22 protein-coding genes are annotated in these 22,152 nt (G+C 72.0%); 11 read left to right on the top strand and 11 right to left on the bottom strand.

The genetic code is table 11. The features are described 5' to 3' along the window. Positions 1 to 132 precede the first annotated feature (132 nt). The 10 genes from FB454_RS24925 to FB454_RS24880 form a co-directional block, all read right to left on the bottom strand. Positions 133 to 372, bottom strand: a complete 240-nt coding sequence (locus FB454_RS24925; RefSeq protein ID WP_145823611.1) for a hypothetical protein — start codon at positions 370 to 372, stop codon at positions 133 to 135. 194 nt (positions 373 to 566) lie between these two features. Next, complete coding sequence (locus FB454_RS24920) at positions 567 to 884, bottom strand: hypothetical protein (protein ID WP_145823610.1); 318 nt, start codon at positions 882 to 884, stop codon at positions 567 to 569. A 71-nt stretch (positions 885 to 955) separates the two neighbouring features. After that, positions 956 to 1,492 carry a hypothetical protein gene (locus tag FB454_RS24915; RefSeq protein ID WP_145823609.1) on the bottom strand — a complete coding sequence of 179 codons (537 nt, stop codon included), beginning with the start codon at positions 1,490 to 1,492 and terminating at the stop codon, positions 956 to 958. Then, on the bottom strand, positions 1,489 to 2,511 hold the full coding sequence (locus FB454_RS24910) for an AAA family ATPase (RefSeq protein ID WP_145823608.1): 1,023 nt from the start codon (positions 2,509 to 2,511) through the stop codon (positions 1,489 to 1,491). The genes FB454_RS24915 and FB454_RS24910 overlap by 4 nt, the downstream gene beginning before the upstream one ends. 1,126 nt (positions 2,512 to 3,637) lie before the next feature. Continuing rightward, a complete protein-coding gene (locus tag FB454_RS24905; protein WP_145823607.1) occupies positions 3,638 to 3,940 on the bottom strand; it encodes a hypothetical protein in 303 nt (100 codons plus the stop codon). Positions 3,941 to 4,003: 63 nt separating this feature from the next. Then, on the bottom strand, positions 4,004 to 4,930 hold the full coding sequence (locus FB454_RS35040; RefSeq protein WP_186461658.1) for a hypothetical protein: 927 nt from the start codon (positions 4,928 to 4,930) through the stop codon (positions 4,004 to 4,006). A 202-nt stretch (positions 4,931 to 5,132) separates the two neighbouring features. Further along, positions 5,133 to 6,071 carry a glycine-rich domain-containing protein gene (locus FB454_RS24895; RefSeq protein WP_145823605.1) on the bottom strand — a complete coding sequence of 313 codons (939 nt, stop codon included), beginning with the start codon at positions 6,069 to 6,071 and terminating at the stop codon, positions 5,133 to 5,135. Next, positions 6,068 to 7,150, bottom strand: coding sequence for a hypothetical protein (locus tag FB454_RS24890; protein WP_145823604.1), 1,083 nt, complete (start codon positions 7,148 to 7,150; stop codon positions 6,068 to 6,070). The genes FB454_RS24895 and FB454_RS24890 overlap by 4 nt, the downstream gene beginning before the upstream one ends. After that, positions 7,128 to 10,898, bottom strand: a complete 3,771-nt coding sequence (locus FB454_RS24885) for a hypothetical protein (RefSeq protein WP_145823603.1) — start codon at positions 10,896 to 10,898, stop codon at positions 7,128 to 7,130. The genes FB454_RS24890 and FB454_RS24885 overlap by 23 nt, the downstream gene beginning before the upstream one ends. Then, the gene (locus FB454_RS24880) at positions 10,899 to 13,724 is read right to left on the bottom strand and encodes a hypothetical protein (protein ID WP_145823602.1); all 2,826 of its coding nucleotides are present in this window, start codon (positions 13,722 to 13,724) and stop codon (positions 10,899 to 10,901) included. A 156-nt stretch (positions 13,725 to 13,880) separates the two neighbouring features. On the opposite strand from FB454_RS24880, the gene FB454_RS24875 reads away from it, so the two are divergent. The 11 genes from FB454_RS24875 to FB454_RS24830 all read left to right on the top strand — a co-directional run bounded on the left by FB454_RS24875 (position 13,881) and on the right by FB454_RS24830 (position 19,218). Further along, positions 13,881 to 14,255, top strand: a complete 375-nt coding sequence (locus FB454_RS24875; RefSeq protein WP_145823601.1) for a hypothetical protein — start codon at positions 13,881 to 13,883, stop codon at positions 14,253 to 14,255. After that, positions 14,252 to 14,773, top strand: coding sequence for a DUF6879 family protein (locus FB454_RS24870; RefSeq protein WP_145823600.1), 522 nt, complete (start codon positions 14,252 to 14,254; stop codon positions 14,771 to 14,773). Before FB454_RS24875 ends, FB454_RS24870 begins: the two co-directional genes overlap by 4 nt. Then, complete coding sequence (locus FB454_RS24865; RefSeq protein ID WP_145823599.1) at positions 14,770 to 15,618, top strand: Scr1 family TA system antitoxin-like transcriptional regulator; 849 nt, start codon at positions 14,770 to 14,772, stop codon at positions 15,616 to 15,618. Before FB454_RS24870 ends, FB454_RS24865 begins: the two co-directional genes overlap by 4 nt. 225 nt (positions 15,619 to 15,843) lie before the next feature. Continuing rightward, positions 15,844 to 16,101: a hypothetical protein gene (locus FB454_RS24860; RefSeq protein ID WP_145823598.1), complete on the top strand. Its 258-nt coding sequence runs from the start codon at positions 15,844 to 15,846 to the stop codon at positions 16,099 to 16,101. After that, the gene (locus FB454_RS35035) at positions 16,098 to 16,301 is read left to right on the top strand and encodes a hypothetical protein (RefSeq protein ID WP_186461657.1); all 204 of its coding nucleotides are present in this window, start codon (positions 16,098 to 16,100) and stop codon (positions 16,299 to 16,301) included. The genes FB454_RS24860 and FB454_RS35035 overlap by 4 nt, the downstream gene beginning before the upstream one ends. Then, positions 16,298 to 16,672 carry a recombinase zinc ribbon domain-containing protein gene (locus FB454_RS24855; RefSeq protein ID WP_145823597.1) on the top strand — a complete coding sequence of 125 codons (375 nt, stop codon included), beginning with the start codon at positions 16,298 to 16,300 and terminating at the stop codon, positions 16,670 to 16,672. Before FB454_RS35035 ends, FB454_RS24855 begins: the two co-directional genes overlap by 4 nt. A gap of 57 nt (positions 16,673 to 16,729) precedes the next feature. Beyond that, positions 16,730 to 16,948, top strand: coding sequence for a DUF397 domain-containing protein (locus FB454_RS24850; RefSeq protein WP_145823620.1), 219 nt, complete (start codon positions 16,730 to 16,732; stop codon positions 16,946 to 16,948). A 173-nt stretch (positions 16,949 to 17,121) separates the two neighbouring features. After that, positions 17,122 to 17,985: a peptidoglycan-binding domain-containing protein gene (locus FB454_RS24845; RefSeq protein ID WP_145823596.1), complete on the top strand. Its 864-nt coding sequence runs from the start codon at positions 17,122 to 17,124 to the stop codon at positions 17,983 to 17,985. A 29-nt stretch (positions 17,986 to 18,014) separates the two neighbouring features. Then, a complete protein-coding gene (locus tag FB454_RS24840; RefSeq protein WP_145823595.1) occupies positions 18,015 to 18,347 on the top strand; it encodes a hypothetical protein in 333 nt (110 codons plus the stop codon). Continuing rightward, complete coding sequence (locus tag FB454_RS24835) at positions 18,325 to 18,885, top strand: hypothetical protein (protein ID WP_145823594.1); 561 nt, start codon at positions 18,325 to 18,327, stop codon at positions 18,883 to 18,885. Before FB454_RS24840 ends, FB454_RS24835 begins: the two co-directional genes overlap by 23 nt. An 18-nt stretch (positions 18,886 to 18,903) precedes the next feature. After that, the gene (locus FB454_RS24830; protein ID WP_145823593.1) at positions 18,904 to 19,218 is read left to right on the top strand and encodes a hypothetical protein; all 315 of its coding nucleotides are present in this window, start codon (positions 18,904 to 18,906) and stop codon (positions 19,216 to 19,218) included. Between the two features lie 200 nt (positions 19,219 to 19,418). On the opposite strand, the gene FB454_RS24825 is transcribed toward FB454_RS24830, so the two are convergent. Continuing rightward, positions 19,419 to 22,091 carry a DEAD/DEAH box helicase gene (locus FB454_RS24825; RefSeq protein WP_186461656.1) on the bottom strand — a complete coding sequence of 891 codons (2,673 nt, stop codon included), beginning with the start codon at positions 22,089 to 22,091 and terminating at the stop codon, positions 19,419 to 19,421. Positions 22,092 to 22,152: the final 61 nt, after the last annotated feature.

Below are 22,152 nucleotides of genomic sequence, written 5' to 3'. Positions count from 1 at the left end.
CGCTGGGGGCGACGCGTTCGCGGCGCTGGCGTTGGGGTTCGTTGTTTTTCTTTTTGCCCCCCCGGGCTACCCCTTGCACCCTGTTCGGGGGGGGGGGGGGGGGGGGCGCGGGGGGCGCCCCCCCCGGCTCGGTCAGCGGTAGCGGTTGAGGGTCAGGGTGTACTCGCGGCCGTCGGTCAGCCGGATGACCACCCCGCAGTCGGTCGTCATGAAGCCCGCGTCGGCCAGCGTCTGGACCTCGCGGACCTCGACCTCCACCTTGTCGTCGTCGGTCAGCGGCTCCTCCGCCATCGACGCGGCGGCCTCTTCCAGGTCCAGCTCCTCGACGGCGACCAGCAGGGCGCGCTCCAGAAGCTCCTCGTAGCTCAGCATCTTGGCCAACTCCTTCATGCAGGGTGGGGGCGGTGCGTACATATTCATTGTAGGCGTATGGCACTCTCGCATACAAGTTTTATGTATGCCTCGGGCCGTGGAGCACGTCACACAAAGGGCAGCGGTCCCCCGTCCACGGAGAGCGCCGAGCGCCGCCGGTCGGGTGGTGGAGTGAGGCGGTGGCGCGGCCCGGCTTAGGCGGGCTGTGAGCGGTCGGGCCGCTCCCCCAGCCGCCGGGCGTCCAGCTCGGCCGCCGCCTCCAGCAGCCACGCCGGCGGGCCCGGCCGCCGGCCCGCGGGGCGCGGCAGCGCCCGCCCGCCCGGCGCGGTCCGCTCCCGCCCGCAGCCCCGGCAGCTGGTCGTCAGCCACACCAGGCCGCCGCCCTCCTGCGCCGAGCCGTCGAGCAGCCCGGCGCACGAGTCGCACACCCCGACCGGGCCGGCCTCGGCGGCGGCGGCGAACGCCTCCACGTCGACCAGGCCGTCACGGACCAGCCGCGCGTCGATCGCCACCGCCCACCTCCCCGGCTCCGATGTGGAGCGGGGCCGGGCGAAGGTCGCCCCTCGCCCGGCCCCGCACCCGCTCACTCCTGCTCGGCCGCCGGCAGCGCCAGCAGGTCCGGCAGCGCCAGCCGACCGTCCCGGTAGGCCGCCGCCACCTCCTCCCGGCCGCCCTTCTTGAAGGTCAGCGTCGTCGACGGCGGCGGCGGCTCCGCGACCTTCACGAAGTCGAGGATCCGGCCCGTCTGGCCGTCGACCACCGTGCCGTCCGGCTCGACCTTCATCCGGGCCAGCAGCGCCTTCCGCCAGCCGGGCCGCACCGACTCCACCGGCTCCGGCACGGTCGCCTGCACCTCGGTCGGGTGCTCCGCCTTGCAGTACGCCAGGAACCCGGCCTCGTCGACCACGAAGCCCGTCTTCGGCTCGCTCAGCGTCACCTGCGCCACCGCGCCGTCGTAGCCCGGCAGCCGGACCTCGATCGTCTTGACGCCGAGCTGGTCGTTCAGCTTCACCAGGCTGTCGTCGGCCTCGGCGCGAGCCACGTCGTAGACCTTGCGCACCTCGTCGAGCAGCGCCTTCAACACCGCCGCCAGCATGGCCTGCTGCTGCACGTCGCTCACCGAGCCGCTCCCGCCGTCTCCGGCTGCCGGCCGTTGACCTGCGCCGGCCCGGCCGCCTCGGTGAGCGCCTGGTCCAGCTGCGACCCCGGGACCGCCGCCGCGTTCCGGGCGGCCGCGATCTCCGCGCCCCGCTGGTTGAAGGCGTCCCGCAACCTCTGCGTCTTGCCGAGCCGCTGCGCCCGCTGCCACAGCACCGCGAGGTCCTCCCGCGACGCGCACGCCGCGAGGGCCTTCGGCCAGTCGACGTCCTTCGGCGGCTCGCCGTTGTCCAGCCAGTCGAGCAGCTGGTGGCCCAGCTCCGCGCCCGGCTTGTGGATCACCTGGTCGGCCAGCGCGTCGCACCGGCTCTTCGTCACCCGCAGGTAGTGCCCCTGGTCGAGGTCACCCACCAGGTCGAACTCGTACTCCAGGCCATCGCGCTGGTCGGGCTGCATGCCCAGCTTGGACACCTGCTTCCGCCCGTCGGCGCCCTCGGTGATCTCGTACTTCTGCTTCGACCGCAGGCACACCACCACGTGACCGGGGAAGCTCATCAGCGCCTCGATGTACGCCCGCTCGACCGGGCGCACGTCCTTCCAGCCGTCCATCGACCGGCCGCCGTGGTTGCGGGCGAACAGGTCGACCAGCTCCAAGATGCCGCCCGGCCCGAACCAGTAGTGCGAGGCCGAGTCGAGCATGAAGCCCGTGAAGCCGGCCAGCGCCGCCTCGTCGATCAGCTCGACGAGCTGCCGCGGGTCGTACTTGATCGGCGAGAACTTCATGAAGCCGTAGCCGCCGGCCTCCTCGGGCGTCATGTCGCCGACGCCGGGCAGCTCCGGGTTGACCGCGTACTTGTCGGCCGAGTCCCGCTCGGTGTCGACGAACGCGATCCGCTCCAGGCCGTCGGCGATCGTCACCGAGCCGGTCAGCGTGTACAGCAGCTTCAACCCGGTCAGCGTCTTGCCTGCCCCGCTCGGCCCGGCGAGGGCGATCCGCGCCTTCGCCTTCTTGCGGCTGGCGGGCATGAACCGTGAACTCATCCTTCGTCCCTTTCCACGTGAACGAACGTCCTACATAGACTTTATACGGTCGCCGTCGGGTATTGCGACCCGACATCTCGCGACGACGAAAAGGCACCCGCGCAGCCCGCGCAGGCCTCACTCCCGACAGCGGCCGGCAGGTCGCAGTCCGGGTGCCGGCAGATCACCGGCGAGGCCAGCTCGGTGCAACCCGTGCCCTCGCGGTGCCGCCAGTCGTCTCCGGCGGCCACGAGCACGCCGCTGCACGCCGCGCACTGCGCAACGTCTACCGGCGCGAGGATCACCCTCACTCCCCCATCACTCTCCTTCCCTCCTCGGGCACCGCGCGAAGGCTCGCGCCGTGCAGCGGGGCCGACTTGGAGCACCCAGGGTGGGCGCACCGGCCGTTCGGCCCCTCGACGTACCGATGGTCGGCGCCGCTCGCGGTGCGGCGACCAACCGTTTCTTGTTCCCTGTATGTCTTGAGTCCGCGTGGCGGACCAACTCGGTCCGCCTGGCGGACTAGTTCTAGTCCGCGACCCGGACTAGAAGCGCCCTTCACTGGTCCGCTCACCGGACTACCAGACCCGGGCGATTCGGGCGCGGCTGGTCCGGCACGCGGACCAACTACCCCCAGCTCGGTGAGTGCTCGCAACAGGTCCGGCGGCACTCCCATCCGGTAGACCGTCCGGGCCTTCTTGCGCCGCGCGTCGGCCACGGTCGGCCGGTCGCGCCACACCCACTGACCCTCCAGCTTGTTCAGCCACGCCGCGACCGTCGACCGGGCGAGCCCGGTCCCCTTCTCCAGGTCGGTCAGGCTTGGCGTGAACTGCTCGGGGATCGTCGCCGTGGCCGCGTCGGACCACGTGAGCAGCGTCAGGACGAGCTGCCGGCCAGGCGGGTCGAGCGTGCAGAGCTCGTGCCTCACCGCGCGCTCGACCGTCCAGCGGTCCACCATGCAGGCGGCCTCTCTGTGCAGCGCCGCCAGCGCACCGCCGCCCGAACTGGCGTACGATGCGCGTGCGACCCGTTCTCCGTTCCGGGTTCACCTTCGGCCCCGCCAGATGACCGCCTGGCGGGGTCGACGCGTTTTCCGGCACCCTACACCCCATGTGTACGGCCGCAATGGCTTCGACGCTGCTCATACCTACGCCGCCTCGTCGGCCTCTTCGAGCACGTCCCACGGGTCCCACACAATCTTCCGGCCGGTCTCCTCGGCCCAGGCGTAGATCGTCATGAGCTTCCACTGCGGGTTGTTGCTGACCTCTCCGTCCTCCTTGGGCAGCTGGCCCTTCGACCGCCACTGGTAGGGCGTGTTGTCCTTCACGCCGAACATCCGGACGATCTCCTTGAGCCCCACCATCGAAGGAATCTCCACCGGGCCCGGCGTCATCAGGTCGGCCGCGATCCTCCGCGTGACCGCCTTCAGCTTCACCTGGTTCACCTTCACTGTTCCTCTCCTCCCACGGCCGGATGCCATACAAGGTCAATGTACGGCACCCGCCGGGGACGGTCAGGCCGCCACCCGGGCGGCGAAGTACGGCGCGCTGCGCAGCAGGTCCCGCGCCAGGTCGAGCAGGCCGCAGCGGTCGATCAGGTGCACTCGCCCGTCGGAGAAGACCGACACCGGCTCCAGCGGCACCTCGGCCATGAACCGGACCCCGAACTCGCGGGCCATCTCCTGCGCCGTCGTGTCGTGCATCCACGTCGGCACCAGCGCCCACCGCACGCCCGCCTCGGACAGCTTGGCGGCGACCCGCCGGCTGGCCATCGCGTTGCGCCGCGCGTTGGCGACCAGCAGCACCACGTCGCACTGCCGGGCCACCTCGATCTGCCCGGCGTCCAGCGCCCGGTCCAGGTCGACCACCTTCACGTCGGCCGCGTGCCGCTCGACCGCCCGCAGCGGCCGGAACGGCTCGTCGACCACCCGCAGCAACTCGGCCGGCATTCCCAGCCGGTCGTCCACGCCGCCGCGCCCGGCCGCGTCGACGAGCAGCGCGCGCCGCCCCTCCTCGGCCGCGACCAGCGCCAGCGCCACCGCCAGGGTCGTCGCCCCGGCGCCGCCGTGGCCACCGACCACGCCGACGCGCACCTCGGCCGCCTGACCCTTGGCCGCCTCGGCGACCAGCTGGCTGACCGCCTGCGCGCCGGTCGGCAGGTGGTACACCGGCACCTCCGGGTAGTCGGCCTGCCAGCCGCGGTACGCGGCGGCCAGCCGGTCGCCGTCCAGCTTCTCCGGCGCGACGACCACCATCCGCGGGTGCGCCGGCATCCCGGCCGCGAGGGTCTGCACGCGGGCGTCGACCACCACGAGCGGCGCACCGCGCCACTGCGCGACGGTCGGCTTCCCGACAACGACGTCCACTTCCACGTCGCCGATGGCGTCCACCACCTCGTCCACGTACTCGTGGCCCCAGGCCACGACCAATGCCTTGCCCATCCATTCCTCCTCGTAGAGACGGCGAGACGTACAAAGACATTGTATAGGAATCGGCCCCTGGCGTCAATGTTGTATGTACGGGCGGCGCGGCGCTTTGCTCGCTGTCCGACCCGGCCGCTATGCTGGTGTCTCCACGTGAACGCAGCACAGCCCCGGATTTCGCGGTCCGGGGCTGCGCTGTTTCCAAGGCCAGGTCAGACGGTCAGTAGACGACCTCCACGACGCACAGGCCGCCCCCACCCTTGCCGCCCGACCGGGACACCGAGCTGCCGATCGCGCCGGCACCGCCGCCGCCCCACCCGTCCGCGTTGTTCCCGTTCCCACTGACCGACCCGGACTGCGGCGCGCCGAACCCCAGCAGCGAGTTGCCGCCCTGCCCGAGGAACAGGTGCCGGTTGTCGAGGGTCCGGTTGTAGGCACCCCAGCCGCCCGGCGAGTTCACCGCGTTCCCACCAACCGCGGTGCCGCCGCCGCCGCGCGCACCCACGGTGTCCCCGGCGCTCGCCGCGATCCCGCCGCCACCCTGGCCGCCGCCGGCCGTCCACAGCCCGCCGAAGCTCGTCGCTCCACCCTGCGCGCCAGTGCCGAACGCCCCGCCGGCCCCGCCGATCCCGACCGTCACGTCCACCTCGGCCGGCAGGTCCCCCGGCTCGAAAACGCTCTCGCAGTAGCCACCGCCGCCGCCACCGCCGCCCGCGCCGTTGCCGCCGGCCGCGCCGGTCACCCCGCCGCCGCCACCGCCGCCGCCGACGCCGTACGCCCGGATCAGCCGCGCGCCCGCCGGCACGGTGAACGTCCCGCTCTGCGTGAACTGCTGCACCAGCAGGCCCGGCGGCTGCCCCGGCGCCGGCGTGCCGACCCACCCGACGATGTGGTTCCCGGCCGGCGGCGTCTTGAGCACCATCACCCGCGCCTGCACCGCGACCGGGCCGACCATCGACGCCACCCGGATCGGCACCTGGTCGCCGTCGTGCAGCGCGCGGATCGTCCCGTCGCTGCCGACGCTCGTGACCGTCGCCGGCCGCAGCCGCCACGTCAGCCCCAGCCGGATCGCCTTCTCCAGCACCGCCTCGGCGATCGCCTTCACCTGCACGGCACTGACGGCCGGCTGCTGCTTGCCGCCGTCGCCCTTCCCGGTCATGCCTCCCCGCCTTCCGTCTCCGGGTACGCCCGCCGCAGCGTGTGCCGCATCGCCCCGCCCGGCACCAGCGGCATCGTCCAGGCCACCTCCAACCACCGCACCCCGTCCCAGCGCACCACCTCGTAGGCGTCGTGCCGCGGGTCCACCGGGGTGCTCAGCTCCACCGACTCGTACACCGTCTGCTGGAGCCCCAGCGTCCGCGCGTACACCGTCGCCTGCGCCTGCGACCGCACCTGCACGTCGACCGTCTTCGGCAGCACGAACCCGCGCTGCGCGATCGAGTGCGGCGCCGACGCCGGCACGTCGTACACGCCCACCACCGGCTCCGCGTCCGAGCCCGGGTCGTTGGACACCACCACGAACCGGTTCGGCGCGGTCAGCAGGTCGTTCACCCGCGAGATCGACCCGCGGATCACCCGGCGGGAGGCGTCCAGGTCGATCGTCACCGCCTGGTGGGCCGGGTCGAACGCCCGCCGCAGCCGCAGCCGCCCCTGATGGTTGAACCACGGCATGAAGTACCCGCCCGACGCGGCCAGGTCCCGCAGCGCGTTCGCCCGCGACGTGCCCGGCGACCACGCGGCCACCGACGTGAACTCCGTCGCGTCGACCCACACCTCCCCGATCGGCAGCCCGTCGACGAGCCGCACGACCGCCTGGTCGACGAGCTGCCCGTCCGCGTCGAAGCCGACGTCCAGCTCCTGGTCGACCACGAACATCTCGTCCAGCAGGGTCAGCGGCGCCGTCGACCCGGCGCTGGTCACCAGGTCCGCCGAGTCCGCCACCATGTAGCGGCCCAGCGGGTACGCCGCGCGGTCGCCCAGCACCATCCACGGCGCGATCCGGTCGGTCAGCTGGTTGACCCGCGCCGCGTCGGCCACGCCGAGGGTCACCCCGGACAGCCGCCGCGGGATCGTCGACGTGCTGTCGTGGCTCAGGCTCGGCGACGTGTCCCGCAGCGGCGTCAGCTGACCCCGCCGCACCCCGGTCCGCCCGTCGATCAGGTCGAACCGGAACGACGCCGACCGCTGCCCGACGTGCCCCGGCAGGTCGAGCAGGTCAGGCGGGCGCGCAGATGCCACGGCCGTCCACCTCCCACACGTTGCCCTGCGCGTCGGCGAACTGCGTCGTGCCGGCCGGCTGGCCCTCGAAGTCGGGGCTGGCCAGCAGCGGCCCGTTCTCGCCGTGGCGTATCTCGGCCCTGGCCACCGTCACATCGCCGGACAGCACCAGCGACCACCGCCCCGGGTCGAGCGTCGGCGGCTCCGGCGCCGCCGGCCCGCCGCCGAGGTCCGTCCAGTTCACCCCGTCCGCCGACCAGTAGAGCGACGCCGCCCCGTCGCCGGCGATGTCGTTGCGGTACACCGCCCGCAGCCACCGCCGCTGCCGGGTCGCCACCAGGTCCCGCGTGTCCAGGCACTGCTCGTAGCCGACGCCGCCCCACAACTTCATGCACGTCGACACCGGGTCGGCGGTCAGCTTCCACCCGATGCCGTCGTCGAACTCCGTGACCGGTGCGTCGGTGGTGCGCGACAGCTCCGCCGACCAGTCGTCGCCGGTCGGGCGCAGCTCCACCCGCACGTCCAGGTCGTTCGTGGGCGGCTCCAGGACCGTGAAGTCCGCGACCGACACGGTGGGGGCGGCGTTCGTGTTACCGGAGGACAGCACGCCCCGCACGCCCACCTTGCCGACGCCCTGCACCGAGAGGTCCTTCACGGACTGCTCCCACCGCAGCATCTGCTTCCCGTCCGGCCACACCGCCACCCGCACGGCCCCGTCGCGGATCTGCAACCGCATCCGGTACCAGGGCCCCACCTGGTAGGTCTGGAAGCCCATCCACTCGTCGCGCACCGCCGTCAGCTGCGTCAGCGCGGTGAGCGCGCCGCCCGACACGGCCTCCAGCTGCACCGCCAGGAAGTTGTCGGTCTGCGCCGCGAGCCGCGCCCGGTATTCGGTCCCGCCGTTGACGTGCCGGCCGATCAGGTACGCGTTGATCGGCGCGCCCGTCGCCTTCGCGCTGAACCGGAACCGCGCCTGCACGTCGACGTCGGCCCAGCCCGCGCCGACCACTGCCCGCCGCTCGCCGGCCAGGGTCAGCTCGATCGTTGCCGCCTCCGCGGCCACCGAGAAGTCCGCCGGGGCCCCGTCGACGATCGTCCAGTCGCCGCCCAGCCCGTCCGGCACCGACCGGTTGAACCCGTCGCCGAACACCAGCGGGGCGAGGGCGGCGGCCGGGACCGGGCTGCTCGCCGTCACCGACTCCACCTGCCCCTCCGGGCGCAGGCCCTCGCACGGGGCCGGCCCGCCGTCCATCGGGGCCGGCGTGCCGGTCACCTCCACCACCGTCAGCTGCGCCAGGTGCAGGTGGCCCGCCTTGCGGCTGCGCTTCACCGACGCCGACGGCACCAGCAGCGTCGACAGCCACCGGTTGTTCAGCTCGTCGCGCACGCACACGTACGGCACCGTGTCCCACGCCAGGTCCCGCAGGTCGCGGAAGCCGCGGTCCATCGTGGCCGGCGGCACCGCCGCCGCGTTCACCAGCACCGTCCGGGTGAACTCGACCCCTCCGCGCTCCAGCGGCCGGAACGCTGCGCGGTAGTCCCGGTCGAACATCTCCTGCAGCTCGACCTGACCCGCCTCGGGGAACGCGAAATCCTCCACCGCCTGCCGGTCCCAATTCATCACGTACGCCAGGTTCCCGGCCGGGTTGTGGTTGCTGGTCAGGATCAGCACGCCGGTGTCGACGTTGCGGCCCTCCACGCCCGGCGCGGCGATCGTCGCCGCCACCGGGGCCGACCACGGCCCGGCGATGCCGAGCCGGTGCACCATCCTGATCCGGTACCGCGACGCGACACCCACCCGCGCCTCGTAGTCGTCGACCGCCGCCACGGACGGCTCGACGACTTTCGCGATCGTCTCCCACTCGTCGGCGGCCATCGTGTCGTCCTGGCGCTGCACCTCGTAGTGGCCCCAGCCGGCCACCACCGCCGAGTTGACCGCCGTCCACGACAGCCGGTGGTAGCGGATGCCGGTCGGGATCTTGGCCGCCGGCCGGTCGCACTGGTCGTCGACGACGGTCAGCGGCTGCACCGCCGGGGCCACCGTCAGGCCCGTCACCGCGTCCATCTCCTGCGCGAACATCAGCGTCAGGTCGGCGCTCGCGTCGGCGTTCCCGTCGACGGTGGCACTTCCGCCATAGCCCGACGCCTCGTCGATCGCCGTGGTGACCGGGTTGGCGTCAGCGCCGAGGACCTGCCACGGCGACTGGCCGTCCGCGCTGCTGGAGAACGACCACCAGGTCAGCTCGCCGATGCCGTCAGACAGGTACGGCGGGTCGAGGCGCACCGTGACCTCCCGCCAGCCTTCGGCGATCTCCGGCAGCGCGTCGAACTCCTCCACCGTGATCCGCGCCTGCGGGCCGACCCGCTCGGTCGTGTTCAGCTCGTTCACCTGCGCCAGCTCCAGCGGCGCGCGGGTGCCGGGCAGGTGCCGGGCGTAGAAGCGGGCCCACACGAAGTCGGCGCTGGCATCCTCGACGATCTTCTGCATCGTGTAGCCCTGCGGCGTCAGCTCCGACACCGTGGCGACGGCCTGCGTCAGGTAGGCGTGGCCGCTCAGGTCCTTGGTGCCGGGCGGCCCCGGCCACGCCCCGTCCCACAGCTCGATCGACGGCAGCTCGTCGATCGTCTCCACCGTCGGCGTCGACCCGGCGCGCAGCGTCTTGCGCAGCAGCACCCCACGGTGGGCGGGGAACGGCTCGACCTGCCCCAGCCGGTCCGCCTTCACCGGCACGGGCGACGCCACCGACAGCTGCCCGGCGTACGCCTGCCCGACGGTCACCGTGTACTCGCGCCCGGCGACCAGCTCCACCCCGCCCATCATCAGCTCGGTGTCCCACATCGGGATCTCGTAGTAGAAGCCGCTGATGTTCGTCGCGCCCTGCGACAGCTCCAGGCCGCCGCCACCGATCCGGTTCTCGACCCCGTACGTCACCTCCAGCGCCAGGTAGTGCACCTGGAACACCGCGCCGGCAGCCGCGTTGGCGGCGACCTGGAGCCGCACGTTGATGTTCGTCGAGCCCGACTGCGACAGCGACGTCAGGCCGCCGGTGAGCGACCCGGTGCCGCTGACGGTCCGCGCCCGCCACGGGAGGCGGCCCCGCTCCGTCGTCGGGGCGGCGCTGCTGTTCCACCACGGGTTCAGCTCACCGAGCCGGGACCGGCCGACCGCCGTCACCCCGTTGTGGACCGCCGGCCCCGTCAGCGTCTCGTCCATGATCCAGTTGACGCCCATCGACGGACGCTCGAGGCCGAGGGCCACCGCCGGGGCCAGGTCGGCGAACGGACCCGAGATCACGTACAGCACCGACACGTCGAGGATCCGCCGGCCGTCCAACGCCGCGTGGGTCAGCGCCGAGTTCGTGTCGAACCAGAACCTCGCCGCCGCGTTCGGCCCGGTCAGGGTGATGTGCCGCGGGTCGGACGGGTTGCTCACCGCGTCCGGCGGTGCCGTCGAGCCGCCCGCCAGGGCAGCGCCGGTGACCAGCGCGCCCTCCCGCACCGGGATCACCAGCTTCCGCACCGGCCCGGTGCCGCCCACCTTCCCGGCCGGGTACAGGTTGACCAACAGCTCCTTGCGGGTCGGCAGGCCGGGCGGCGGCAAGGTCACGTTCAGCCGCACTCGCTTGAGGCCCTGGCCGTCCGCGTGGCCGCGGCGGGCCCGGAACGTGTAGCCGACCTCGCTGGCCGTGTCGAGCAGCACCGCGTCGGCCACAAGCGGCGCCCACTGCATCCCCAGCACGTAGGGCCGGTCAGGGTTGTACTCGCCCACTCAGATCGTCCTCACGGTCGTGGCCACGTCGCGGCGGGCCAGCGTCTCCAACACGCCCTCGCCGACCGCGCGGCCGGTGTCCAACGCTTCCTGCCGCGTCGGCAGGACACCCTCGAAGGTCACGCGGATCGCGTCGCGCCCGAACACCACCGACGCGCCGCCGCCGCCCTCGCCGAGCAGCCGCATCAGCCCGGACTGCTCGGCCAGCTCCCGCGCCCGGCGCGGCCGGGTCAGCGGCACCACCACCTCGTCGCCGGCCTCGCCGCCGAGGAACAGCGTCGGCCGGCGCAGGATCGCGCCGTTCGCCAGCGCCGGGATGCGGGGCAGCGACCCGGGGAGCTTCGCGTCGACCGCCGCGATACCCGAGTTGATCTTGCCGATGACCCGGTTGATGAACCCCGTGATCGCCGACGTGATCGACCCGGCGACGTCGCCGATGAACCCGCCGACGTTCTTCAGCCCGTTCATGAACCCGCTGATGAGGCTCTTCCCGGCGGACACGAACTTCCCGGCCAGCCCGGCGATCCGGCCCGGGACGCCGCTGATGTACGACACCAGCCCGTTCACGCCGCTCGTCGCCGCGCTGCGGGCCGCGTTCAGCGCCGACGACAGGGCGCTGGCCATGATGCTCGGCAGCCGCGACAGCCCCGACATGATCCGGCCGGGCAGCCCGGTCACGAACGTCACCACCGCGTTCACGCCCGCCGTGGTCAGCGACCGCGCGCTGGCCCACAGCTGGGTGAAGAACCCGGCCAGCAGGCCGGGCAGCGCCGCGAGCCCGTTGAGGACGAGGCCGGGCAGCTGCGTCACCGAGAAGATCAGCAGGCCGATGCCCATGCCGACCGCCTGCAACGCCATGCTCAGCGCCGACGTGAACAGGCTCCACAGCAGACCCGGCAGGCTCGCCAGGAACCCGCCGATCTTCCCCGGCAGCTCCGCGAACCACTGGCCGATCGACGTGAAGAACCCGGCCACGGCGGTCCACGCCGAGGAGAAGGCCCCGCCGATCGCCGACCCGACCCCGGCCCAGTCGATGCTCGACAGCCACCCGCTGATCTGCGACAGCCAGCCCGACACCCCGGACAGCGGTTGCAGCAGCCACACCAGGGCGCTCGCGATCCCCGAGAGCAGCGGCGCGATCGCCTGCGCCGCCAGGAACTGCAACAGCAGCGCCGCGAGCTGGATCAGCGGCGCCGAGACCTGGATCGCCATGGTCATCAGCTGCGCCAGCACCCCGATCAGCGGGGTCAGCGCCACCACGATCTCGATGATCGGCGGCAGCAGCGACAGGATAGTCGGGATCAGCGGCATCAGCGCGTTCACCAGCACCCCGGCCAGCGGCGCGACCTGCGCCAGGATCGGGGCGAGCGCACCACCCAGCGCCGTCACCACCTGGCCGAGCGGCGGCCCCAGCTGGGTGAACAGCTGCACCAGCAGCCCGGCGGCCGGCGCGAGGATCGCCGCGATGGTCTGCCCGACCTGGAGCAGGATCGGCGCCAGCGCGGTCACCAGCGGCCCGACCAGCGGGCCCAGCGCGGACAGGGCCTGCGCCAGCGGGCCGACCAGCATCGTCACCAGCTGCCCGATGACCGGCAGCAGCGGCGCGACGGCCAGCGCGATCGACGCGATCACCTGCGCGATCGGGCCCAGCGCCGGGGCGAGCGCCTGGATGCCCGCCGACACGGCGGCCAGCACCGGACCGAGGGCCCCGGCCAGCGTGGCGATCGCCGGGCCAAGCGCCGTCGCGACGGCCTGCAACGCCGGCACGACCGCCTGCACCAGCGGCATCAGCGCCGGCACGATCGACTGGCCGATGATCCCCAGCAGCGTCATCAGCACCGGCGACAGGCCCGACGCCGCCGCGCCCAGCGCGGTGAAGATCCCTTGCAGCGCCGCCCCGCCCTCCGCCGAGGCGAAGAACCCCCGCAGCGTGCCGGTGGCCAGCACCAGGCTGCCGAGCAGCCCGCCGCCGCCGCCCGCCGCCTGGCTGACCGCCTGGAAGACCGAGCTGAGGATGCCGCCGACGTTTGCCGCGACCTGGCCGAGCTGCCGCACGATGCCGACCGCCGTCTGGATCGCCGCGGTGGCCGCGCCGCTCTGCGCCATCGCCGTCAGCCAGCCGCCGAACTTCGCCGCCAGCCCACCGGCCACGCCGGACAGCTGACCCAGCGACGGCAGCGCCACCACGGCGATGTCGCGGAACCCGGCCAGCAGCGGCCCCACCGCCACACCGAGGTTGGCCACCGCGCCCCTCGCGGTGTCGAGCACCCCGCGCAGCACCGACACCGTGGCGCCCTGGCGGGCGAACTCCAACGCCTGCCGCGCCGCGTTGCCGTACTCGGCGGCGATGCCGGCGAGGCCGGTGCGCAGCGGGCCGGCGAGCACCGAGGCGGTCTGCTTGACCTGCCCGACCATCGGGCCGGCGAAGGCGTCCTGCGCCGCGTTGCGGATGCCGTCGAGGGCAGGCTTCACGCCCCGGAACTCGCGGGCCAGCTTCTGCGCCTGCGGGGACAGCCCCTCGATCGCCTTCTCGAAGGCCGCCATGTCGCCGCCGGCCGCCGCCTTGAAGGCGTCCCCGAGGCCCGCGGTGGCGACCCGCAGCGCGCCGACCGCCGCCGCGCCGACGGCGAGGGCCCCCGGCAGGGCGAACGCCGCGCCGCCGACCTGCGACAACGCACCGGTCAGGCCGACCAGGGCGCCGGTCGCGCTCGCCGCGAGCGCGGGCACCGCCCCGATCTTCAGCGCCTTCTTCAGCCCGCGCTTCAGGTCCGGCGCGAACTTACTCACGTCGCCGACGATCTCGATGTACGCACGCCCCAGCGCCACGTCCCCAGCGTAGGCCAGCTCCGGCGGTCGCATTCATCCACTGCGGCCGTATATCTCGACCGCAACCGACGAAGACGATCCCTTGACGTTGCACGCGCAGCGGCTCACGATCAGCGGACGGGCAACAACGTGCAACTATCGCTAGGAGGCAGGGGCATGCGGTTAACGTTCTTGGGCAAGGAGTCGACGGGCGGGCAATCCCCCACGCTGTATGCCACGGACCGAGACAGCTACGTTGTGCAGGGCTGGAAGGTTGCCGATCCCGCGGTCCTCGCCCTAGAGACAGACCAGGAGACAGTCGTTGAGGTGCCCGCTCCACTGATGCGCCACTTGGCCAAGAACGGTCTCGACGGGGAAGTGACCCGGATCGAGGCGCCCATCATCGACGTCACCGCGGAAGGCAACTACATCATCCAGGGCGCGCGGGTAACCGACGAGGCCGCTCTCGCTCTCATGGACATCCCGAGTCACGAAACCTGTGTCGAGGTTCCGGCTCGCCACATGCAGAATCTGGTGGCCAGCAGTCGATGAAACCCATCACCAGTGCCGAGTTTCGGTCGATGTTCCGCCCCGGCACCCGTGCCTGGCATTTGGAGCTGCGTGACACGTACCACGTCGAAGACGAGGACGTTCCGTTTGACTTGTGGCTGCGCGGCATACCGGACGACTTCGCATGGCGGAAGGACTGGCTGTCCTTCATGAGCCAGGTGACGTCGGCAGGGACTCAGGTTCAGCGGCTGCGCATCGTGACGGAGCCCCTGTCGGACTACATGCGCTGGGCGATGGAGCTGGACCCGGGCAACATCGAGGCCGGCGAGGAAGTCAGGTACCTTCCGCGTGCGCAGGTAGCCGAACACACCCTGCCCGCCGAGGACTGCTGGCTCTTCGATGACCACCTGCTCGTCCTCAGCCTGTTCAAGCCGGATGGGCGTGGTGCCGGCTACGCCGTAGAGGACGATCCAGAGCAGCTGAACCTGTACCGGGCAACCCGTGACGACCTGTGGCCGCGTGCGGTTCCGTACGCCGAGTACCGACCTGCAACGACGTGAGCACACCTGCCCGTCAGGCCCGGGAAGCGCTGGGGGTCAGGCTCAGGGACATCCGGCAGGACGCCGGCCTGACGGGCAGAGCGCTTGCCGCAGGCGCCGGTTGGCACTACACGAAGGTCTCCAAACTGGAGCACGGCGTCATCAACGCCTCCGAGGAGGACGTACGCACGTGGTGCCGGCTTTGCAGGGCCGACGACCAGGCGGCGGACCTCGTCGCGGTCGTGCGCTCCATCGACACCATGTTCGTCGAGTGGCGGCGGCTGCTCAGGTCCGGCACGCGGACACGGCAACGGGAAAGCGTCCGCTTCGAGGCTGACACGAAGCTGTTTCGCGCGTTCGAGCCGCAGGTCATCCCGGGACTCCTGCAAACAGCCGAGTACGCCGCCGCCATCCTCAGCGCGTTCATCGACTTTCACGATCTGCCGGACGACGTGGAAGAAGGCGTCGCCGCGCGAATGGAGCGTCAGAGCATCCTCTACCGGGGTGACCACCGGTTCCACATGGTGTTCTGCCAGGCCGCTTTGACTCTGGGCGTCGCGCCTCCCGACGTGCTCGCCGGTCAACTGGACCGGCTGCTCGCCCTTTCCACCCTCCCCCGCGTTCACCTGGGTGTCATTCCCACCCGCGCCGCGCACGGTTTTCTCCCCTTGCACGGGTTCTGGATCCTCGACGCGAAGACCGTCCTCGTCGAAACCATCTCCGCAGAACTCAAGCTGACCCAGCCCCGGGACATCGCCGTCTACAGTCGGGCCTTCGAACGGCTCGCCGGGTCAGCCGCCTACGGCCGGGAGGCGCGGTCCCTCATCACGGGGGCGCTCCGGGATCTGAACGACGACGCGAGTTGATGCAACATCGTGCAACATCCTCGCACGCCATCGGCGACCGCCCATACGGTCGCTGGTGGGCGTGATGCACAGTGACCGCTCGATCACTGATGAGCGCCCGGGTTCAGAGAAGGCTGGGGGCTACTCGTGGTCGTTCTATCTACCGGTCGGGGCCAATCACACAGCGGCAGGTCCGGCGCCGCCTCGGCAGGCCGCTCGGGCTCCCCTCCATTTCGGGAGCAGCTCGTGGTCCCGCCCCCGCCGCCCGGCGAGGTCGTCCCCAGCTACGGCTATCTCGTGCTCAGCCCCGGCGAGAGGCTGATCCTTGCCGGGCACATGCTCGCCACGCACCAGCCCGACGGCCCTGTCGTCCGCGTCGGCTTCGCCTGGCCGTTCATCGCCGTCAACGACCGCCGCTGCACCTGGTGCCGTAACGCCTGGCCGTGCGGCGCCGCTAGCTGGGCGGAGCAGGTCCAGGTCGACGCCTACGGCTGGGCGCTGTGACCGCCCCCGCGAGGCACCGCCGCTGGTCCCGCTGGCTGCGCCGCCGCTCCATCCCCGACCGCCGGGCGTCGGTACCCGAAGCCGACGCCCGGCCCACCCCCCCGGCCACCCCCTCCTGGAACGGGCCGACCGTCATCCTCTCCACCGCGGTGCTGACCACGCCCGCGCAGCGGTGGCGCGGCAACGGGGGGCGGCCGTGAACGCCAACCGCCCCAGCCTGATCTCCGGCGGCTCCCTGTGCGGCCGGGCCGCCGCCTGGAGCCGGCGAAACATGGCCGCCAGCACCGACCCGTACCTGCTGCGCACCCTGCTGTGGTGCGGCCGGTGCGACGTGCCCATGCACCCGCACCCGCACTGCGGCGAGCGCACCTACAAATGCCCGCTCGGCTGCCGGAAGGTCCCCCTCTCCGCCGAGGCCATCGAGGCGGTCACCTGGACCGCCGCCGAGCGCCGGGCCACCCTCTCCGGCATCGCCCCGCCCTTCCGCAAGTCGGTGCTGGAGCAGCTGCTGGTCAAGGTGATCCTCCGCGCCAACGCCCCCGACGACCTGCGCTACATCTGGCGCACGTAGACCCGCCCGCCGCGACGGGAGCGGCCGGCAAGCAACCGAAGGAGCACCACCGTGGACATGCAGGCCCGCCCGACCGGCCAGTGGTTCAAGTCCAGCAAGTCCGGCCCCAACTGCGACAACTGCGTCGACGTGCGCTTCCTCGGCGGCGGCAACGTCGAGCTGCGCAACAGCCGCGACCCGCAGGGCCCGACCCGCGTCTTCGACGCGGGCGAGTGGGACGCCTTCATCGCCGGCGCGAAGGCGGGCGAGTTCGACCTGCCCGCGCAGGCCCGCTGACCCGGGGGCCGGCCCCAGCGTCGTGGCCGGCCCCCGCACGACCCCCGCCGGTCGCCGCTGCCCGCGCAGCGGCGGCCGGCGGGCCTCATTCCCGGCCCGCGCCCGTCACCCCAGGCCGCTACCGTAGAGCCGCTGTCCCCCGACAGACGATCCACGCTGCCGGGAGGACACCAGTGGACATCATCAGCCGCGCCGAATGGGGCGCCCGCCCACCCGAGTCCCGCTCCACCGTGCCCTGGTCCAAGCGGACCGTCTTCATGGGCCACTACTCAGCGGCTAGCGCGACGCAGACGCCCCGCCAGATCCAGGACTACCACATGCGGGTCCGGGGCTGGTCGGACGTGGGCTACAACTTCCTCATCAACTCGATCACCGGCCACATCTATGAGGGCCGCGGGTGGACGACGGTGGGCGCTCACTGCGCCGGCCACAACACCGAGGCCATCGGCGTGTGCATCATCGGCAAGGACCAGGCCGGCCGCCAGGACGTCTCCGACGCCGCCCGCCGCGCCTTCAAGTGGCTTTACGACGAGGCCAATGACCGCAAGGGCCGGCGGCTCACGCTCCTCGGCCACCGCGACCGCGGGAACACCTCCTGCCCCGGCGACGAGATCTACGCCTGGCTCAAGGCGGGCCTGCCCCTCGTCGGCTCGTTGACGCCGCAGCCACAGCCGCAGCCGAAGCCGCCAACCGCCGGACGCCCCGCGCCCGGCACGCCGATCGCCTTCCCCTTGCCCGCCGGCTGGTACTTCGGCCCGGCGTCCGGTCCCGACTACTCGGTGTCCGGCCTGCACGAGCGCTACTTCCGGGGCCGCACCGACCGGGCCTGGCTGCGCGAGTGGGCCAGTCAGCTGTCCCGCCGGGGCTGGTCGGTCGGCAAGGGCATGCGGTGGCTCGGCGGCGCCGGCAACGACGGCATCTACGGCCCCGAGTACCGCGCGCTCGCCGAAGCGTTCCAGCGCGATCAGCGCTTGGACGTCGACGGGCTGATCGGCCGCAACACCTGGAACGCCGCCTACCGCAACCCGGTGCGGTGAGCGCCCCGCCGATCCGGTGAGGGGGCAGCGTGTGGCTGGCAGGGCAGATCATCCGTGCTGCCGGCGGGGACGTCTCCGGCCTCACCGTGGCCGTCGGGGCGCTGGCGGTGCTGGCGACGCTGGCCACCGCGCTGCTGGGACTGCTCGGCACGCGCCGCACCGCCGACGTGCAGCGGGAAGCCAACTTCGACAGGCGGGTCGACGACCGGCTGACCCGGCTGGAGGAGCGCAACCAGTTCCTGGAGTCGGAGGTGGCCCGCTACCGGGAGATGTACGCCCGGCTGCGGCTGGACGTCTTCGCCGCCGGTCTCGACCCCGACGCGCTCGGCGGGAGGCCCGGTGACCACGCCCAGAACCGATGACACCCGGCGGCTCGCGACGGTGGCCGACGACCCGGTGGTGGCGCACGACCGCCGCAGGCTGGGGCGACTCCTCGCGCTGTACGCGCTGCTGCCGCTGATCTGCGCGACGGCGGCCACGGTCATCGCCTACGACCTGGCCAGCGGTCGCATGGATCGGCGGGTGCAGGCCCTGGAGGCCGACCAGGCCGGACGGCGGGCGGCCGAGGCCAGCGCCAACCGGCAGCGGGACGACCGGCTGGAGCAGACCCGGAAGGACCTGTGCGTGGTGCTCGACCGCCTGACCGCCAGGGACGAGCCGGTGCAGGACATGCGCCGGCGGTACGGCTGCACCGCCCCGGATCCGGCCCCGCTCCCGTCGACGGGCGCACCGGGCCGGGCCGGGCCCCGGCCGCCCTCGAGTACGCCCCGCCCGGCACCAGCCCCCGGCCCGGCCGGACCCGGAGGCCCCAGCGGGCCACCCGGCCCGCCGGCACCCAACTCCACGCCCCAGCCCACCCCGGCGCTGGTGTGCGTGCCACTGCTCGACCTGTGTGTCTGACCAACCCGAGGAGGGACCATGACCCCCACCACCACGCAGACCCGCCACCCGTGGCGGGCGACCGCGCGGACCATCTTCGCGGCCGTCGTCGCGCTGCTGTCGCTGCTGCCGACCATCGCCGCCGTCGCCGGCATCGACGCCGTGCCGCTCATCGCCCAGGCCATCGCCGCGGCGGCTGCGGTGACCCGCGTCCTCGCCATCCCCGGCGTCGACGACTTCCTGCGACGGTACCTGCCGTTCCTGGCGTCCGCGCCCGTCCACGAGGAGCCACCGGTCCCGCTGCCCCGCCGCGAGCCCGGCTCCACCCTGTTCCGGGGCGACGGCTTCCGCTGATCCCCGATGGAAGGGAGACGGCCCCGGTCCGGGGCCATCTCCCTTCTATCTGGAACCCGCGCCGGCCATGCTGCCCAGCGCGCCCGGGCGACTCCTGTCCTTTCACGACTGTCTGACGTCCCGCATCCCATCCGACGCTTGATGATCCCCAGATCAGCGACGATGAGCCCGACGAACCGAAGCACGGAGGCAGACGGCACTCAAGTTCCGCGGACCGAGTCCCGGCACAGACGTTCCCGCACCTGCGTCGGCAACACGCGGTGCTCCCATTGGACGCGGGCGACGTCGGCATGCAGTATCTCGCCCGACACCCCCTTGGCCATGCCCCGCAGTTCTTTCCACGCCCGCACCGTGTCGTGCGCGACATCCAGGACGAGCTTCGGCGTCGCCAGGTAGACGTGCGGGGCCGCGATTGGTACGGCGTCCGGGTCAACCACACTGCGCGGCGTCACAACAACCGAGGCGCTGCCGTCGGGTGGTGCATCTACGTCACGGTCACCAGCCAGGGAAGCGAGTTGAGTGTTGGTCTGCCGCACATAGTCCATGCTCAGCATGCCTTCCGACTCTTGCTCACTCTTGGCCTCGACGGTTATCCACAGCGGGCTCCACACCCACGCGGCGTCGGCTCGCCCCTTTCCGGGCGGCTTGAACGACTCTGCGCCCAGGAGCTCACCCAGCGCCACGAGCCCTTGCTCGTATTTGGGGGCCTCCCGTTGGTTCAGGTTCGCGAGCATGGTCGAGGACTCGCGCTCGAACTTCGCGGGCGAACTCAGCCTGCCCTTGAGCAGGGCGATGATGCGCTCCACACCTTCCTCGTCGATGGGGTCGGAGTCGTAGGTAGCACTCGGGAGCGGCTGGACCTCCTTGAGCCATGTGGTCCCGACGGCGGCGCTGTGTGCCTTACGCAGCAGGTCAGCGCTGCGCAGGGCGGCGGGGGAGGCGTCGTCCGTGGAGGCCTGGGCGGACCAGGCGCTGCCGAGGTAGGCCCACAGGGCGCGGTATGGCCGGAGGCCGGCCGCCGTCAGGTTCTCGAACACCTCAACGGCCGTGCGGGCTGCCGACTCCCAGTCCTGCTGCCAGGCATAGGTCCAGGCCCGCACTTCGCGCACCGCGCTCGCAGCCAGCTCAGCCACGTTCGGCTGCGGGGCGCGGGTGGCCTCGCGACGCAACTTCGCCAGCTCCGGCTCGGCGTCTTCCTGCCAGATTTCGTCTTGGTTCAGTGCACTCTCGGCGAGGTAGAGCAGATCATCGGCTGGTGCCTGGCTCTGCTCAAGGCCAAAGGTGATCTCGGCCTGCAGCTCGACCGGCAACGACTTCCTCACCTCCGCACGCGACAAGAAGCGCAGGATGTCCTCGCCGGTCACCACGACGACGGCCCAGTCCTTTGGGCCGCGGGTGCATCGGCCGGCACCCTGGAGCACGCGGGTGCGGATCCGCTCGTGGAGCACCTCGGAGGCACGCAGCTTGGTCTCCAGGAACCGGTCCTGTAGATGAGATGCCATCGGCAAACCGGACATGAGCATCATCCGGCAGGCGTCGTCGGCCAGGTCCATGCCGTCGTAGCGGTTGGGAGCGAGCAGCGTGCCAGTGTCTGCGTCGATGAACGGTTGGATGCCAGTGTCCGAGTCCTTGGCGGTGAAGCGCTTCTCAGCAGGAACGCCGAGCAGGTCGGCGATCCGGGTGGCCGAGTCGTTGTCAGGCGTCAGCACTAGTCGCTTCTTGGCCAGGTCGAGCAAGCCGCCCACCAAGCCTGCGTCTGGCTCCTTCGCGTCCTCAAGGTCCTCATCGGCCGGAGCCTCGCCCGCCGGAGCTTCGGCCGCCGGAGCTTCGGCCGCCGGCGCCTCGGCCGTGAGAGCCGCGAGCTCGGGGAAGACGAAGAAGCGCCGCCCACTGCCGGTCCTGTCCCACGCCGTTGGCACGGGGACACGCTTGATGCCGGTGCGACCGAAGGCGCGTTCCAACTCGCCGGCGTCACCGAGGGTCGCCGATAGGTAGAGCCGCTGGGCCGGTCCGGTGAAGGGCTCGTGCTCAAACGTCGGAGGAATCAGGGGGCGGATGTAGAACTCGCGCCGCGACACGTAGAAGAGGCACGAACTGAGGTTGGCGCGCAGCATCCTGAACCGGTAGGAGGCGCTGTCCTTCAGCCCAGCCAGGACCCGGTCTATGTCCTCGGCGTGGCGCGCGACCGCACCGATAGGAATGAGCCGTACCTCTCCGGCGTCGGCAGCTGGCCCAGCAGGCGCGGCCATCCGTGCGACGAAGGACGGCTCGATGGAATCGCCGAGCGCGTCGAAGAGCTGCTCGTACTGGTCCAACTCGCGGTCGACGCTTAGCGCCCACGCCTCGGCGACGAAGCCCTCCCCGGCGTGGGCGTCGTCGAACACCAGGGTTTGGGCGTCACCCAGGTATGAGTTGAGGTTGAAGATGGCGCTGTAGGTGCTGACGGCGATGGCGTCGCCTCGGGTGTACCGGGCGAGCTCGGCCTGGTCCCAGTCCCAATGTGAGCCGATCAGGAGCACAGCCGGGAGGCCCTGAGCCGTCGCCTTCTGCAGCACCTGGCGGGCGAGCTGCTTGGTCGGGCAGGCGTAGACCACCCGCTGACCGAGCGTTCGGCGCCTCCACTCCGAGATGAGGAGACCCACGAGGGTCTTGCCAGACCCAGTCGGGAGTTCGAGCGCCACGTCCGGGGTGCCGGAGTGCTCCTTGGCGTACGTCCGAAGCTGGTCGGCCTGATGCGACCACAGGGCACCCACGCCGCTAGGTGTCCGGGGAAGCTCGCCAAACAGGGCTTCCGGATCGACCGCGCCTACCACCGGCTCGGTGCGCCGCCTGAAGCGTGGTCGTGGGCGGCGTTCGTCGTCGTTCGTCGTCACCTCTACAGTCTTCCGCACCGCACAAGCCCTAGCTGGTCACGCAACTACCCTGCGTGCTCAT

The sequence above is a fragment of the Micromonospora sp. CNZ297 genome (assembly GCF_007827625.1).
This window is presented reverse-complemented; position numbering and strand designations above follow the sequence as displayed.

Excerpts from the sequence above, each read along its gene's own strand:
- FB454_RS24895 (WP_145823605.1), bottom strand. The coding sequence starts at position 6,071 with ATGACCGGGAAGGGCGACGGCGGCAAGCAGCAGCCGGCCGTCAGTGCC.
- FB454_RS24875 (WP_145823601.1), top strand. The coding sequence starts at position 13,881 with ATGCGGTTAACGTTCTTGGGCAAGGAGTCGACGGGCGGGCAATCCCCC.
- FB454_RS24830 (WP_145823593.1), top strand. The coding sequence starts at position 18,904 with ATGACCCCCACCACCACGCAGACCCGCCACCCGTGGCGGGCGACCGCG.
- FB454_RS24850 (WP_145823620.1), top strand. The coding sequence starts at position 16,730 with ATGCAGGCCCGCCCGACCGGCCAGTGGTTCAAGTCCAGCAAGTCCGGC.
- FB454_RS35040 (WP_186461658.1), bottom strand. The coding sequence starts at position 4,930 with ATGGGCAAGGCATTGGTCGTGGCCTGGGGCCACGAGTACGTGGACGAG.
- FB454_RS24910 (WP_145823608.1), bottom strand. The coding sequence starts at position 2,511 with ATGAGTTCACGGTTCATGCCCGCCAGCCGCAAGAAGGCGAAGGCGCGG.
- FB454_RS24870 (WP_145823600.1), top strand. The coding sequence starts at position 14,252 with ATGAAACCCATCACCAGTGCCGAGTTTCGGTCGATGTTCCGCCCCGGC.
- FB454_RS24925 (WP_145823611.1), bottom strand. The coding sequence starts at position 372 with ATGCTGAGCTACGAGGAGCTTCTGGAGCGCGCCCTGCTGGTCGCCGTC.